The 13,822-nt window shown below is 65.2% G+C and carries 12 protein-coding genes; 3 read left to right on the top strand and 9 right to left on the bottom strand.

Annotated features, from left to right (window positions below; all coding sequences use genetic code 11):
* Positions 1–95: 95 nt before the first annotated feature.
* The 4 genes from CVO77_RS03500 to CVO77_RS03485 form a co-directional block, all read right to left on the bottom strand.
* Positions 96–1,202, bottom strand: a complete 1,107-nt coding sequence (locus tag CVO77_RS03500; RefSeq protein WP_105997912.1) for an ABC transporter substrate-binding protein — start codon at positions 1,200–1,202, stop codon at positions 96–98.
* A 93-nt stretch (positions 1,203–1,295) separates the two neighbouring features.
* On the bottom strand, positions 1,296–2,702 hold the full coding sequence (locus CVO77_RS03495; RefSeq protein WP_105997911.1) for a glutamine synthetase family protein: 1,407 nt from the start codon (positions 2,700–2,702) through the stop codon (positions 1,296–1,298).
* A 13-nt stretch (positions 2,703–2,715) separates the two neighbouring features.
* Complete coding sequence (locus CVO77_RS03490; protein ID WP_105997910.1) at positions 2,716–3,939, bottom strand: NAD(P)/FAD-dependent oxidoreductase; 1,224 nt, start codon at positions 3,937–3,939, stop codon at positions 2,716–2,718.
* 13 nt (positions 3,940–3,952) lie between these two features.
* Positions 3,953–5,299, bottom strand: coding sequence for a glutamine synthetase family protein (locus CVO77_RS03485; RefSeq protein WP_105997909.1), 1,347 nt, complete (start codon positions 5,297–5,299; stop codon positions 3,953–3,955).
* Between the two features lie 245 nt (positions 5,300–5,544).
* On the opposite strand from CVO77_RS03485, the gene aptA reads away from it, so the two are divergent.
* Entirely contained in the window at positions 5,545–6,858 is a 1,314-nt protein-coding gene (aptA, locus tag CVO77_RS03480) for an omega-aminotransferase AptA (protein WP_105997908.1), read from the top strand.
* Positions 6,859–6,913: 55 nt separating this feature from the next.
* Here the strand turns inward: aptA and CVO77_RS03475 are convergent, their stop codons facing one another.
* Positions 6,914–8,134, bottom strand: a complete 1,221-nt coding sequence (locus CVO77_RS03475) for an ATP-binding protein (protein ID WP_106000611.1) — start codon at positions 8,132–8,134, stop codon at positions 6,914–6,916.
* A 138-nt stretch (positions 8,135–8,272) separates the two neighbouring features.
* On the opposite strand from CVO77_RS03475, the gene CVO77_RS03470 reads away from it, so the two are divergent.
* Both CVO77_RS03470 and CVO77_RS03465 read left to right on the top strand, forming a co-directional pair.
* Positions 8,273–8,686: a hypothetical protein gene (locus CVO77_RS03470; protein ID WP_105997907.1), complete on the top strand. Its 414-nt coding sequence runs from the start codon at positions 8,273–8,275 to the stop codon at positions 8,684–8,686.
* Between the two features lie 49 nt (positions 8,687–8,735).
* Positions 8,736–9,737: a fumarylacetoacetate hydrolase family protein gene (locus CVO77_RS03465; RefSeq protein WP_105997906.1), complete on the top strand. Its 1,002-nt coding sequence runs from the start codon at positions 8,736–8,738 to the stop codon at positions 9,735–9,737.
* A 56-nt stretch (positions 9,738–9,793) separates the two neighbouring features.
* Here the strand turns inward: CVO77_RS03465 and CVO77_RS03460 are convergent, their stop codons facing one another.
* The 4 genes from CVO77_RS03460 to CVO77_RS03445 form a co-directional block, all read right to left on the bottom strand.
* Entirely contained in the window at positions 9,794–10,834 is a 1,041-nt protein-coding gene (locus tag CVO77_RS03460) for a type II secretion system F family protein (protein WP_420822527.1), read from the bottom strand.
* 10 nt (positions 10,835–10,844) lie between these two features.
* A complete protein-coding gene (locus tag CVO77_RS03455; RefSeq protein ID WP_105997905.1) occupies positions 10,845–11,816 on the bottom strand; it encodes a type II secretion system F family protein in 972 nt (323 codons plus the stop codon).
* A gap of 70 nt (positions 11,817–11,886) precedes the next feature.
* Complete coding sequence (locus CVO77_RS03450; RefSeq protein ID WP_105997904.1) at positions 11,887–13,164, bottom strand: CpaE/TadZ family protein; 1,278 nt, start codon at positions 13,162–13,164, stop codon at positions 11,887–11,889.
* Complete coding sequence (locus CVO77_RS03445; protein WP_105997903.1) at positions 13,161–13,808, bottom strand: CpaD family pilus assembly protein; 648 nt, start codon at positions 13,806–13,808, stop codon at positions 13,161–13,163. The genes CVO77_RS03450 and CVO77_RS03445 overlap by 4 nt, the downstream gene beginning before the upstream one ends.
* Positions 13,809–13,822: the final 14 nt, after the last annotated feature.

The raw sequence follows: 13,822 nt of genomic DNA, 5'->3' as shown, positions 1-13,822 counted from the left end.
AGGCGGGGGTCCATCTTCCGGCATCGCCATTTCGAGCCGGCCGGAGATGGGTCCCCGCCTGCGCGGGGATACACATGGTTTTCCGATACCCGACATCAGGCCGCCCGCACCTTGGTGAAGGCTTCCTCATAAAGCGGCTGGAGCTTTTCGTTGAACTTCGCATATTCGCACCGCGCGAGGACGTCGGCGGGCGGATAGATGACGGGATTATTCCTGAAGCTGTCGGGCATCAGCGCCTTTGCCGCGGCATTGGGAGTCGGGAAGAGGATCGTCTCGGTGATCTTCTTGTCGACCTCGGCATCGAGAATATAGTTGATGAAGGCGTGGGCGTTCTTCGGATGCGGCGCGCCCTTGGGGATGGCGAGCGTGTCCGAATTGAACTGGCTGCCTTCCTTCGGCACCAGGAAATCGAGATCGTCATCCTCGGTCATCACCTGCGCGATGTCGCCATTATATTCGAGGACGATGTCGCAATCGCCCTTCATCAGCAGATCCTGCCCATCGTCCTCGTGGAATTTCTTCACATAGGGCTTTTGCTTGATCATCATCGCCGAGATGGTTTCGATATCGGCGGGGGTCAGCGCATTGACAGATTTGCCCAGATATTTGCCATAGAGGCGGTACATGTCGCCGGCTTCGGACAGCCACGCGATACGGTCCTTATATTCGTCGCTGTCGAACAGCACTTTCCAGCTGTCGGGCCGCGTCTTCACCTTCGACTTGCGATAGCCGATGCCGAGCACGAGCCAGGTATAGGGCATCGAGAATTTGCGGCCCGGGTCATAATCGACGTTGATGAACGCGGGGTCGATATTCTTGATATTCGGAATCTGGGCATGGTCGAGCGGCTGGAGCATGTCGGCGCGGATCATGCGTTCGACGAAGTCGTTCGACGGCACGATCACGTCATAGCCGGGATTGCCCGCCTTGAATTTCGCGAACAACGTATCGTTGCTGTCGAACAGGTCCATCGTGACCTCGACCCCGGTCGCGGCCTTGAAATCGTCGAGCGTCGTCTCGCCGATATAGGTGTCCCAATTATAGAAGTTGAGCCGGCCTTCCTCGCCGTTCGCAAGCTTCTTGCCTTCGCCCTTGCCGCACGCCGCGAGGCCGCCGAAGCTGATCCCGACCGCCGCGACCCCCAGCGCCTGAAGCATCGAGCGACGACCGCGGCTTTGCCCCAATAATTGTTTCAGATCCATGGCCGGCCTCCCTGTTCCAAGGCGTCAAGCTGACCCAATAATCGCAGGTTGGAAAGAGGCTATTTCACCGCATGGCGCGAAATTTTGAAATGATCATGCGTTGCGCAGATACCAGTCATAATCGAGCGTCGGGACGACACTGAAATAACGGTCCTGCTCGACGCGCTTCACGATGCTGAACATATCGACGAAGCGTGTCCCCAGATAGGCCCGCATCAGCGTCGAGGCGTGGAAGCGGTCGATCGCGGCGAACCAGTTCGACGGCGGCCAAAACTTCTTAAAAGCTCCGCTGCCGCGATTGTCGCGGTCATAGCCGTTGCCGACGACGGCGGGGCCGGGATCGGCCTTGGTCGCCATGCCATGATGCATGCCGGCGAGGACGGCGGCGGCCGCGAGATAGGGGTTGGCGTCGGCGCCGCAGGCGCGATGCTCGACATGGCGGCTCGGCGCCGGACCCGCGGGGATGCGAAAGGATACGGTGCGGTTGTTGACCCCCCAGGTCGGCGCAACCGGGGCATAGCTGTTCGCCTTGAACCGGCGATAGCTGTTGGCGTGCGGCGCGAAGAGCGCGAAGCCCTCGCCGATGCTGCCGATCAATCCGCCGATCGCATGGCGCAGCGCAGGCGTGCCTTCGGGATCGTCGCTTGCGAAGATATTGGCGCCCGCCGCGTCGTCGACCGAAACATGGATGTGCATCCCGCTACCCGCCTGATCGGCGAAGGGCTTTGCCATGAACGTCGCCTCCAGCCCGTGCGCCTGCGCGATCGCCTTGACGAGGCGCTTGTAGAGGATCGCGTCGTCGCAGGCGCGTAAGCCGTCGGGCTTGTGGCGCAGCGTCAGTTCGAACTGCCCCGGCGCAAACTCCGAAATCGCGCTTTCGAGCGGCAGGTCCTGGATGTCGGTCGCGGCGTAGAGCGCATCGAAGAACGGCCGGAAATCGTCGAGCTCGCGCAGCCCGTAAACCTCGACATTGCGCGGGGCGCTGCGATTGTAACCGGGCCGCGCCGGGCGGATGCGGCCGTCGCGGGCGCGGCGCGGGTCGACAAGGTAAAATTCCAGCTCGATCGCCAGCACGGGGGTCAGGCCATCGTCGGCAAAGCGGTCGATCACGCGGCCAAGCACATGGCGCGGGTCGAGGTCGTGCGGCGTGCCGTCGAGTTCATAGAAGCTGGTCAGGAATTGCGCCGCATGGTCGCCGCCCCACGGCGTGCGGACGAGGGTGCCGGGAACCGGCTTCATCGAGCGGTCGGCGTCGCCATCTTCCCAGACCAGGCCGGTTTCGATGGTGTCCTGGCCGGTAATGTCGACGACGGTGATCGACCCCGGCATCATCCGGCCGCTGTCATAGACCGCGAGCACCTCGTGCTGGCGCAGCCGCTTGCCGCGCGGCACGCCGCCCATGTCGGTATAGATCAGCTCGATCGAATCGACGTCGGGATGGGCCTTGAAAAAGGCCTCGGCCTCCGCTCGGCCCCCGATCCGCGCCGATGACTTCGCCATGTGCAACACTCCTTCAGCCGACCCGATCGCGAAGCGCATACCAGAGCAGGCCGAGCGTAGCGAGAGGGCGCCGGAGCCATTGGCCGCCGGGAAACGGCCGCGACGGCAGGCCCGCCAGCACGTCGAACCGCTCGGCCGTCCCCGCCATCGCTTCGGCGATCAATTCGCCCGCCAGCGTCGTCACCAGCGCGCCATGCCCCGAAAAGCCGTGCGCGAAAAAGGCATTCCCACGCCGGCCGATATGCGGCAGCCGGCTGCGCGTCACCGCGACCGCGCCGCCCCAGCCATAATCGATCGCCGCATCGGCAATCTGCGGGAAAACCCGCGCCATGAACGGTCGCACAAACCCCGCGATGTCGCGCGGCGGCGTCTGCGAATAGCGCTCGCCGCCGCCGAAGATCAGGCGCTTGTCGGCCGACAGGCGGAAATAGTTGAGCACGAACCGGCTGTCGGCGACCGCGGCATCGCTGGGGAGCAGGTCGTCGGCGTTCGCGAGCGGCGCGGTCGCGATATTATAATTCATGATCGGCACGGTATAGCGGCCGAGGTCGGGCTCAACGTCGCCGATCCAGTGATCGGTCGCGTCGATGACGAAGCGCGCCTTTGCCGTGTCGAGCGCCGCGCGATACCCCTCGGCGATCCGCACCCCCGCTGCCTCGGCGGCTTTCGCCAGTCCGATCGCATAGTTCAGCGGGTGGAAATGCCCGCCTTGGCCGTCATGGATGCCGCCATGATAGAGCGGACTCGCGATATGTGCGCCCATGTCGGCCTTGGCGATCATGTCGCTTTCATAGCCGAAGCGTTTCGCGAGAAACTCCGCCTCGCGCTGCATCGCGCCGAAATCCCTTGGCGTCCATGCGGCCTCCAGATGCCCCGCCTTCAGGTCGCAGGCGATCGCGTGCTTCGCGATCCGCGCCTTCACGCGATTGTCGCGCCAGCAAAGCTCGAATAGCGCATCGGCCCGTTCGCGGCCGAACGCGCCTTCCAATTCGGATGCCGACCAGCGCAGGCCGGGGATCAACTGCCCGCCATTGCGCCCCGACGCACCGAAGCCGATATGCTCGGCTTCGAACAACAGCACCGAAAAGCCGCGCTCGGCGCAGGCGAGCGCGGCGCTAAGACCGGTAAAACCGCCACCGATCACCGCGACATCGCACGCCAGATCGCCGTCAAAGGCGCGCGGCCGCCAGTCATCCGCAGTCGCCGCATAGTAACTGTGGTTCAGCGGGTCGGTCATGGCCGGACGGCGTTCAAACCCGCATCAGCAGATGCTCGCGCTCCCAGCTCGACACCACCGATTGATAGTTGAACAGCTCATAATCCTTCACCGCGAAGAAGATTTCGAAGAAATCGTCGCCGAGCAGACCTCGCACCTTCTTGCACGACGCGAAGCGGTCGAGCGCCGCCTCCAGCGTACGCGGTAGGGTGCGCGCGCGATTATAGGCGCTGCCGCTGATCGGCTTGGGCGGCACCATGCGATCGACCATGCCGATATAACCGCAGACGAGCGACGCGGCGATCGCCAGATAGGGATTGCTGTCGGCGCCGGGCAGGCGGTTCTCGACGCGGCGGTTGTTCTTGTCGGCGATCGGCACGCGAAAGCCGCACGAGCGGTTATCTTCGCCCCATTGCACATTGATCGGCGCCGCGCTGTCGGGGCGCATGCGGCGAAAACTGTTCACATTGGGCGCCCACATCGGCGAGATTTGCGGCATGAAGCGGATCAGACCGGCGATATAGCTGCGGAACAACGCGCTATCGCGGCCGTTGGCGGTCGCGAACAAATTACGCCCCGTATCGGCATCGACGACCGACTGGTGGATATGCATCGCGCTGCCCGGCTGGCCCGCCATCGGGTTCGCCATGAAGGTCGCATAGACATCATGCTGCTTCGCGACGCCCCGCACCGCGCGCTTGAACAGGAACACCTCGTCGGCGAGCCGCAGCGGATCGCCGTGGATGAAATTCACCTCGAGCTGCGCCGCGCCCATTTCGTGGATCATCGTGTCGATATCGAGCCCCATCAGCTCGCAATCGTCATAGATATGATCGATGATATCCTCATATTCGTTCATCGCTTCCAGCCCATAGGGCTGGCTCGCGCTCTCGCTGCGCCCGGATTCGCCGGTCGGCGGGGTCAGCGGGAAATCGGGATCGGTGTTCTGCGAGACGAGGTAGAATTCGACCTCGGGCGCGATGATCGGACGCCAGCCCCTGTCGGCATAGAGCGCGAGCACCTTTTTCAGGATCGTCCGCGGCGCGATATCGACCTCGCTGCCGTCGCGGTTGAGCGCGTCGGCGATGACGAAGGCGGTGGGGGACTTGAACCCCGGCGCGACGCAGATGGTGTCGGGGTCGGCGAGCAATATCTTGTCGGGATCCTTGTCCCAGATGTCGTCGATATCCTCGGGATAATGGCCGTCGATCGTGCAGATGAAGACGCTGCCGGGAATGCGCAGCGACTTGTCCTTGACCGACGCCAGGAACTTCTTCGCGGGCAGTACCTTGCCGCGCTGAACCCCGTTGATGTCGGGGACGATGCATTCGACCTCATCGATCCCATGCTCGCTGATCCATTGTTCCAGATTGACCGACATGCGCCCCCGATGGGGCCGACGAGGCGGCCCTGTTGTGGAAGCAGGCAACCTATCGTGAAGTCGGGCGCAGCGCTAGAGGGGCCGGTTTTCGTCATTGCCAGCGGCGGCGCGGCTTGTCAGATTGGGCATCGTCATTGCGAGCGCAGCGAAGCAATCTCCAGCCTTCGGCCTCGCGCGATTTCGTTGGCTGGAGATTGCTTCGTCGCTGCGCTCCTTGCAATGACGATCGGGGGAGACACGCGGCGATGCAGGGCGATAACGACAGTCTGGCGGCCTTCTGGATGCCCTTTACCGCCAACCGCGCGTGGAAGGCGAACCCCCGCCAGCTCGTCTCGGCGAGCGGGATGCACTATCAGTCTGCAGACGGACGGCGGATTCTCGACGGCACCGCGGGCCTCTGGTGCTGTAACGCCGGCCATTGCCGGCCGGAGATTGCCGACGCGATCGCCAAGGCGGCGGCGACGCTCGATTTCGCGCCGACGTTCCAGCTTGGTCACCCGGCGCCGTTCGAACTGGCGCAGCGGCTCGCGGCGCTGATGCCCGTGGGTCTCGACCGCATCTTCTTCACGAACAGCGGTTCCGAATCGGTCGATACCGCGCTCAAGATCGCGCTCGCGGTGCAGCGCGCGAAGGGGCAGGGGACGCGCACCCGGCTGATCGGGCGCGAGCGCGGCTATCACGGCGTCGGCTTCGGCGGGATCAGCGTCGGCGGCATCGTCAGCAATCGCCGGACCTGGCCGGGGCTTTCCGGCACCGACCATCTGCGCCACACTCACGACCCGGCGCGCAACGCCTTCACCCGCGGCTTTCCGCAGCACGGCGCCGAATTGGCCGACGATCTCCAGCGCCTCGTCGACCTGCACGGCGCCGAAACGATCGCGGCGGTGATCGTCGAGCCGATGGCGGGCTCGACCGGCGTGCTCGTCCCGCCCGTCGGCTATCTCCAGCGGCTGCGCGAAATTTGCGACCGGCACGGCATCCTCCTGATCTTCGACGAAGTGATCACCGCCTTCGGCCGCGTCGGCGGCGCGACCGCCGCGGGGCAATGGGGCGTCACCCCCGATATCATCACCATGGCGAAAGGGCTGACCAACGCCGCGGTGCCGATGGGCGCGGTCGCGGTGAAGCGCGAACTGCACGATGCGGTGATCGAAAGCGCGCCGGGTGGGATCGAGCTGTTCCATGGCTACACCTATTCGGGGCATCCGCTTGCCTGCGCGGCGGGGCTGGCGACGCTCGACCTCTATGCGCGGGACGGCCTGTTCGATCGCGCGAACGATCTTTCCCCCTATTGGGAGGATGCCGCGCACAGCCTCAAGGGACGGCGCCACGTCATCGACATCCGCACCATCGGCCTCGTCGCGGGCATCGAACTGACCCCGCGTCCCGGCGCCCCGACCGCGCGCGCGATGGAGTTGTTCCACGCCGCCTTCGACAACGGCCTCCTCCTCCGCGCAACCGGCGACATCATCGCCCTGTCACCGCCGCTGATCGTCGAGAAGGGGCAGATCGACGAGATGTTCGGAATGATCGGGACGTTGCTGGACCGGATCGACTGACAGCGAGCGATACCAGCCGTCGCCCCCGCGAAGGCGGGGCCGCCAGCCGCCTTGGCTATGCCGCCAGCGGAAAGGTGACCGAAATCCGCGTCCCCTTGCCCAGCTCGCTTTCGATGTCGAGCAATCCCTGGTGCCGCTCGCCGATATGCTTGACGATCGCGAGGCCAAGGCCGGTGCCGCCGACAGAGCGGCTGCGTGCTTCGTCGACGCGGTAGAAACGTTCGGTCAGGCGGGGGAGGTGATCGGGGGCGATGCCGTCGCCTTCGTCGCTGACCGACAGGCGGACACGCGATCCTTCGCGCACCAGTTCGACCGTCACCGGCGTGCCGGCGCGACCATATTTCATCGCGTTCGAGATGATGTTGTGCGCCATCTGGCCGAGCTGCGCCTCGTCGCCGAGCATCGGCTGGGTTTCCGCACCCAGCCGGGCGACGATATCGCGCGGGCGCTCGGCTTCGCTGTCCTGCAACTGCGCGATCGTTTTGCGAATGATCGCCGCCAGGTCGACCGGCGTCGTCGGGCGGCGAAAGCGGTCGGCCTCGACGCGCGAAATCGACAGGAGGTCGATGACGAGCTGTTGCATGCGCCCGGCCTCGCGCTCGATGATCGAGAGGAAGCGGTGGCGCATCGGGCCGTCGGCTTCGCCCTTCATGTCCTGCAATGTTTCGACATAGCCGAGGATGGCGGCGAGCGGCGTGCGCAGTTCGTGGCTGGCGTTGGCGACGAAGTCCGACCGCATGCGGTCGGCGGCGTCGATCGCCGAGCGGTCGGACAGAAAGATCATCCGGTCGCCCCCCGACAAGGCCGCGACCCGCATCGTCCAGCGCTGCCCCGGACGCGGGAAGTCGACGAGGTTCAGCGTTTCGAGCGGTGCGTCGTCGGCGATGCGCGCCAGCCATTCGGTCGCGGCGGGATGCCGGATCGCGGTGCGGACGTCGGCGCCGACGATGTGGCGGCCGAGCAGGCGGACGGCCGCGTCGTTGGCGATCGCCACCACCGTGCCGGCGACTCCGATCAGCGGCTCCTGCTCCTGATCGACCCAAAGCGCGAAATCGGGATGGCGGAGCAGCGAGAGTGGCGGCGCCTCGACCGGCAGCGCTGCCTGCGGTTCGGGAAGCGGCGAGGGGAGCGCGGCATAGACCGTCGCCGCTCCGATGGCGCCCGCCAGCGCGAGAATCGCGGTGGTCAGCGCGCCGCCACCGGCCAGCGCGGCAAAAATGGCCGCGACGGCGATCAATGTCAGGGCGACGACAAGGCTCGAGAGGCGGTCGAACATCGCCTGCGCGCCTCGCATGAAGCGCAAGGTCGCGCAAGGCGTTAACCGCTGTTCGGTAATTGTCCCAATGCGGGAAGCGTGGCGAGCGGGTCGGTCTTTCGCTTTTCCTGGCCGCGCCGTTGGGCTATGCGCTTTGTGATGGAAAACAGCGACATCCCGGCCGATAATCCCGCCCAGGGCGAAGAGGGCGCGCCGTCGCGGCGCCGGATGCTGGCGCTCGGCGCGGTGGGGGTGTCGGCGGCGCTGACGATCCGTCCCGCCTTTGCCCAGACCGCGGTATCGGTGATGAACTGCCAGATTCCGGTGCCCGGCCCGACGGGCGCGGGCCAATATATCGACGCGGGCGGCAAGCTGGTGCCGGCGGGAACGAAGGGCGCTTTTCCGGGCTCACCGCGCCCTTTCACCGGCGAAGAGGTCAAGCGCGCGTTCCGCGGCCAGACGCTGCCGGGCGCAAGCTACAACCAGTCGCAGGCCTATCTTCAATATATCCGGCGCTTGCAGGCGGGGCAGAGCGGCTTTACCTGTTTCGCATCGATCCAGATGCCGCGCTGATCATCCCCGTCTCGGGCGGTGAGTGGCATCGCCAGACAAAGGGATATATGTGAAACTAGCTTCGCTCAAAGCCGGCCGCGACGGGCGACTGGTCGTCGTGTCGGACGATCTCGCCTGGTATGCCGACGCCGGCCAGATCGCGCCGACGATGCAATATGCGCTCGACAATTGGGCCTATGCCGCCCCGCGCCTCGCGGCGCTGGCCGAAGACCTCAATCATGATGCGATCCCCAAGGAGCGGTTTCACGAACGCGACGCCGCCTCGCCGCTGCCGCGCGCCTATCAATGGGCCGACGGCAGCGCCTATGTGAACCATGTCGCGCTGGTCCGCCAGGCGCGCGGGGCGGAGATGCCCGACAGCTTCTGGCACGACCCGCTGATGTATCAGGGTGGCAGCGATGCCTTTCTGGCGCCGCGCGATCCGATCCCGCTCGGCGACCCGGCCTGGGGCTGCGACATGGAGGCCGAGGTCGTCGTCGTGACCGGCGACGTCCCCGCCGGGATCGATCCGGTAGCGGCGCGCGAGCATATCCTGCTCGTCGGCCTGACCAACGACGTGTCGCTGCGCGGCCTCATCCCGGCGGAACTCGCCAAGGGGTTCGGCTTCTTCCAGTCGAAGCCATCTTCCGCGATGTCGCCGGTGTTCGTGACGCCCGCGGCGCTCGGCGAGCGCTGGCGGGACGGCAAGCTGCACGGCGCGCTGTGCGTCGATCTCAACGGCCAGCCGCTCGGCCGCGCCGATGCCGGCGTCGACATGACCTTCGACTTTGGCCAGCTCATCGCGCACGCCGCAAAGACGCGCAACCTGGGCGCGGGGACGATCATCGGGTCGGGCACGGTGTCGAACCGCGATGCGGACGGCGGCCCCGGCAAGCCGATCGGCGAAGGCGGGCTCGGCTATTGCTGCCTTGCCGAGGTGCGGACGGTCGAGACCATCCGGCAGGGCGAGCCGAAGACCCCCTTCATGGCGAAGGGCGACGTCGTGCGAATCTGGATGGACGACGAGCGTCATCACAGCATCTTCGGCGCGATCGAGCAGCAGGTCGGCTGAAACGAGAAGGGGCGGGATTCTCTCCCGCCCCTCCCGATTCTTCAAGCCGCGCGGGCTTAATGCTTGCCGAAACCGCCGCCCGACATCGCATCGCTCAGCGAACAGGCCGCCGGGCCGAGGATGACGATGAACAGCACCGGCAGGATGAACAGGATCAGCGGCACGGTCATGATCGCGGGCAGGCGCGCGGCCTTTTCCTCGGCGCGCATCATGCGTTCGTTGCGGAATTCGGCCGACAACACGCGCAGCGCGCTCGCCAGCGGCGTGCCATATTTCTCGGTCTGGATCATGGTCGTGACCACGCCCTTCACCGATTCCAGATTGACGCGATAGGCCAGATTCTCGAACGCCTGCCGACGCTCGGTCAGAAAGCCGAGTTCGATCGAGGTCAGCGCGAATTCCTCGCCCAGTTCGGGATAGGCGCGGCCAAGCTCCTTGGCGACGCGCGAGAAGGCCGCATCGACGGTCAAGCCCGCTTCGGCGCAGATGACGAGCAGATCGAGCGCATCGGGCAGGCCCTTGCGGATTGCGTCGGTGCGCTTCTGGCGCTTGTTCTGCACGAACAGATCGGGCGCCTTATAGCCCAGGATCAGCGCCGCCATGGTGAATCCGGAGCGCTTGAACGGCGTCATGTCGGGCCACATCTCGACCCAATAGATCAGAAAAGCGGCCAGTCCGCCAAGCACGATCGGCAGCACGAGGCGGCCAAAGATGACGGTGACCGCCAGATCCTTTGACCGGATGCCGGCTTGCGCCAGCTTTTGCTGGACGTCCTGAATCTGCCCTTCCTGCAACACCTGCAACCGGCCGAGGAACGTCCGCATTCTGTCGGCGGTCTGATTCTTGCGAACCAGCTTCGCGCGGCGCTTTGCGGTGGAGGCGGTGATCCCGGCCTTGAGCTGTTCGCGGCGATCGTTGAGCGCCTTGACGCGCTTCGCCATCGGGTTGCGGACGGTCAGCGCGCCATAGATGGCGAAAAGCACCGCGCCGACGCCGACCGCGGCCAGCATCGTCGCCGCCCAGACGACATCGACGCCCATCAGCGTCGGGCCGGGCTGTGCGCCGGAAAATGCGGCAAGGAGGAAATTGCTGTTCATCTGCCGCCCTTCAGACCTCGAAGCTGATCATTTTTTTCATGATGAGGGCACCGATGGTCATCCAGATCAGCCCCCCGATGCCCGCGATGATCAAACGCTGTTCGGAGAAAAAGCCCGCGAGATACTCGGGATTCATCGACCAGACGACGCCGAACACGAAAAAGGGAAGCGCGCCGACGATATAGGCCGAGGCCTTGGCTTCCGACGACATGGCGCGGATTTTCAGCTTCATCTGCGCGCGCTTGCGCAGCACTTCGGACAGGTTGGCGAGCGTTTCGGCCAGATTGCCGCCCGTTTCGCGCTGGATCGAGATGGTGATGCAGAAAAATTGAAATTCGGGTGTGCCGATCATCTCGGCGGTTTCCTGAAGCGCGGCCTCCATCGTGTTGCCGATGCGGATACGCTCGATCACGCCCTTGAATTCCTCGCCAACCGGGCCGGGCAGTTCCTGGCTCACGACCTGGAAGGTTTCGGTGACGGGAAGGCCCGATTTCAGACCGCGAACAAGCAGGTCGATCGCGTCGGGAAAGCGGGTGTTGAACTTCTGGACCCGCTTGGCGACAAGCTTGCCGATATAGGCGTGGGGCAGACCGATGCCGACCATCAACCCCGCCAGCACCGCGAGCAGGAAGGGGGTGCGCAGAACGAGCAGCCCGCCGGTCGCGACGACGAACAGCCCCATGCACCAGAAGATATATTGGGTGAGGTTCCAGCCCTTGCCCGTACGGCGCAGCCGCTTTTCCATCAGTTCGCGGCGCGGCACCAGGTTGGAGATATTGGTCCCGCCCCGTCCGCCGACCGCCTGGATCGTCTTGCGCATCTGCGCCGCGACAACCGCTTCGGTCGACGCGGCATGCCGATCGCGCACCGAGGCGAGCCGGCGGCTTTTCGCCTTGCCGGCCGACGGCCCCGCGAAAGCGAGAATCAGCATGGCAAGCGCCACGAACGTGGCGGTGACGATCAGGATCATTGGCAGGTTCATGATGGGCCTTTGTCCGCTTCCTGCTGGGAAAGCCGCGGCGGCCGGGGGAGTCCCGGCCGCCGCTGCGTCCTTATTTCGCGTTCTTTTTCGCGACCAGCGTGCCAAGGCCGCCGAGCTTGCCGAGCAGCGATCCGCCGCCTGATTTCGCCTTGCGGGCCGCGGCCGCCTCTTCGACGCTTTCGTCGGCGCCGTCGATGATCACGCTCATCAGGCTGGTCCATGCCTGCGCGGCCTTGGTGCCCTTGCAGATTTCGGCATAGGATTTGCCGAGTTTCGCTGCCTGGCTGACCAGCTTGGGATCGAACGGAATCGTGACATCGATCGCGCGTTCGATCGACGATTCAAATTCCTTGCGCGACAACTCGCCGATGGCGTTCTGGAACTTGTTTGCGACCAGGATTACCCGCGCCCCCGGGACATGCTGCTTGAACCACGAGAGCAGGCGGATGGTGTCGCGCGCCGCGGCGAGCGTCACGTCGCTGACGAGCAGGATCGTGCCCGCTTCCTGCACGAGGTGCGGAAAGGGGATCAGGACGTGGCGCGGGATGTCGACGATCGTCATCTCGAACGCACCCCGCAACTCTTCTTCGAGCTGGAAGAAGGCCGAGCCGTCGGTCATCACCGGCTGATGGATCGGCGCTTCCGCCGACAGCAGGCTGAGCTTGTCGGAGGCGCGCACCATCGCGCGCTCGATGAACAGGCCGTCGATGCGGCTGGGATTGTCGATCGCGTCGATCAGCCCGCGGCCGGGCTCGAGGTCGAGCGTCAGCGCGCCGGTTCCGAAATGCACGTCGAGGTCGAGCAGCGCCGTCTGGCGGCCGCCCTGTTCGCTCATCACCCAGGCGAGCGACGTCGATACCAGCGACGCGCCGACGCCGCCGCGCACGCCGACCACGGCCGTCATATGGTGCGGCTTGTCGTCGTGCATGTCGGCATGTTTCGGCGCCGACAGCATCGTTTGCGCCATGGTGAAGCTTTCGCGCACCTGGTCGAGCGACAGCGGCTTGAGCAGATAATCCTGAATCCCGCTCGACAACAGGTCGCGGTACAGGCGGACGTCGTTGACCTGGCCCGCCGCGATCACCACCGTGCCGGGCTCGCAGACTTCGGCGAGCGCGTTGATGTCGTTGATCGGGTCGCCCGATTCGGACATGTCGACGAACAGGATGTTCGGGCTCGCCGATACCGAAAGCGACTGGACCGCGTTGCGCAGCCCACCCTTGTTGCACTTCTCGATCGGCCAGCCCAGGTCGGCGGCGGCGACGCGGATCAGCTCCAGCGTATCGTCGTCGCAGACGAAGGCGTTGAACGGATCACGCAGTCCGGCTGCTTTGAAAGGAGCGTTCACTGGCCGCCTCCGCTGTTGCTTGTTGCCGTTGCCTTAAGCTCCCCGGCGCCGGTCTGGGGCTTTTCGCGATAGGTCCTGATCGCGCGCGTCGCCGCGTTGGGGTCGTTGACGGTGGCCCGATTGCCCTTGATCAGGTCATTGGGGTCGGCGACCATCGACGCGAGGTTGCTGTTCGTCGCGCAGCCATAGTTGGATGACGTCGCATTGGTCGGATTGAGCGACGACTTGCTCGACCAATCGGGGCAGCCCGGAACATGCGCCGACGCGCGCGTCACGATGACGCGAACATAGCCCGGCGGCACCGCCCCGGTCGTGACCGGGACATCGGCGTTCAGCAAAAGCCCGCGGCGTTCGACCATCGCGCGGATCGTCGCTTGCGCTTCCCCCGCGCCGTAAACCGTGGGATCCTCGATCGAAACGCGGTCGCCATAGCGAACGCCCATCGCGTCGAGCCATCCCTGGAGGCGGCCCTGCTCGCTGGGCGCAAGATCGCCGCCGCCAACGGCGACGTCGAACTGATGGATGGTGTTGCGAACCACCGGCTGATGAACCGATTCCAGGCTGTGGTTGCTGTTGGCGGCCCCAGTGCATCCCGTCAGCGACGTTGCCAGTGCCAGGGCGGTCCAAGTTGCGATTTTCTTCATCACTCTGCTCCCCA

Origin of the sequence: Sphingopyxis lindanitolerans, assembly GCF_002993885.1 — a bacterium.
Lineage (GTDB): Bacteria > Pseudomonadota > Alphaproteobacteria > Sphingomonadales > Sphingomonadaceae > Sphingopyxis > Sphingopyxis lindanitolerans.
Note: the sequence above shows the minus strand (reverse complement) of the source record. Positions and strands in the feature narration are given on the sequence as shown.

Excerpts from the sequence above, each read along its gene's own strand:
- CVO77_RS03445 (WP_105997903.1), bottom strand. The coding sequence starts at position 13,808 with ATGAAGAAAATCGCAACTTGGACCGCCCTGGCACTGGCAACGTCGCTG.
- aptA (WP_105997908.1), top strand. The coding sequence starts at position 5,545 with ATGCAGGGCGATAACGACAGTCTGGCGGCCTTCTGGATGCCCTTTACC.
- CVO77_RS03485 (WP_105997909.1), bottom strand. The coding sequence starts at position 5,299 with ATGTCGGTCAATCTGGAACAATGGATCAGCGAGCATGGGATCGATGAG.
- CVO77_RS03475 (WP_106000611.1), bottom strand. The coding sequence starts at position 8,134 with ATGTTCGACCGCCTCTCGAGCCTTGTCGTCGCCCTGACATTGATCGCC.
- CVO77_RS03470 (WP_105997907.1), top strand. The coding sequence starts at position 8,273 with ATGGAAAACAGCGACATCCCGGCCGATAATCCCGCCCAGGGCGAAGAG.
- CVO77_RS03490 (WP_105997910.1), bottom strand. The coding sequence starts at position 3,939 with ATGACCGACCCGCTGAACCACAGTTACTATGCGGCGACTGCGGATGAC.
- CVO77_RS03495 (WP_105997911.1), bottom strand. The coding sequence starts at position 2,702 with ATGGCGAAGTCATCGGCGCGGATCGGGGGCCGAGCGGAGGCCGAGGCC.
- CVO77_RS03455 (WP_105997905.1), bottom strand. The coding sequence starts at position 11,816 with ATGAACCTGCCAATGATCCTGATCGTCACCGCCACGTTCGTGGCGCTT.
- CVO77_RS03460 (WP_420822527.1), bottom strand. The coding sequence starts at position 10,834 with ATGAACAGCAATTTCCTCCTTGCCGCATTTTCCGGCGCACAGCCCGGC.
- CVO77_RS03500 (WP_105997912.1), bottom strand. The coding sequence starts at position 1,202 with ATGGATCTGAAACAATTATTGGGGCAAAGCCGCGGTCGTCGCTCGATG.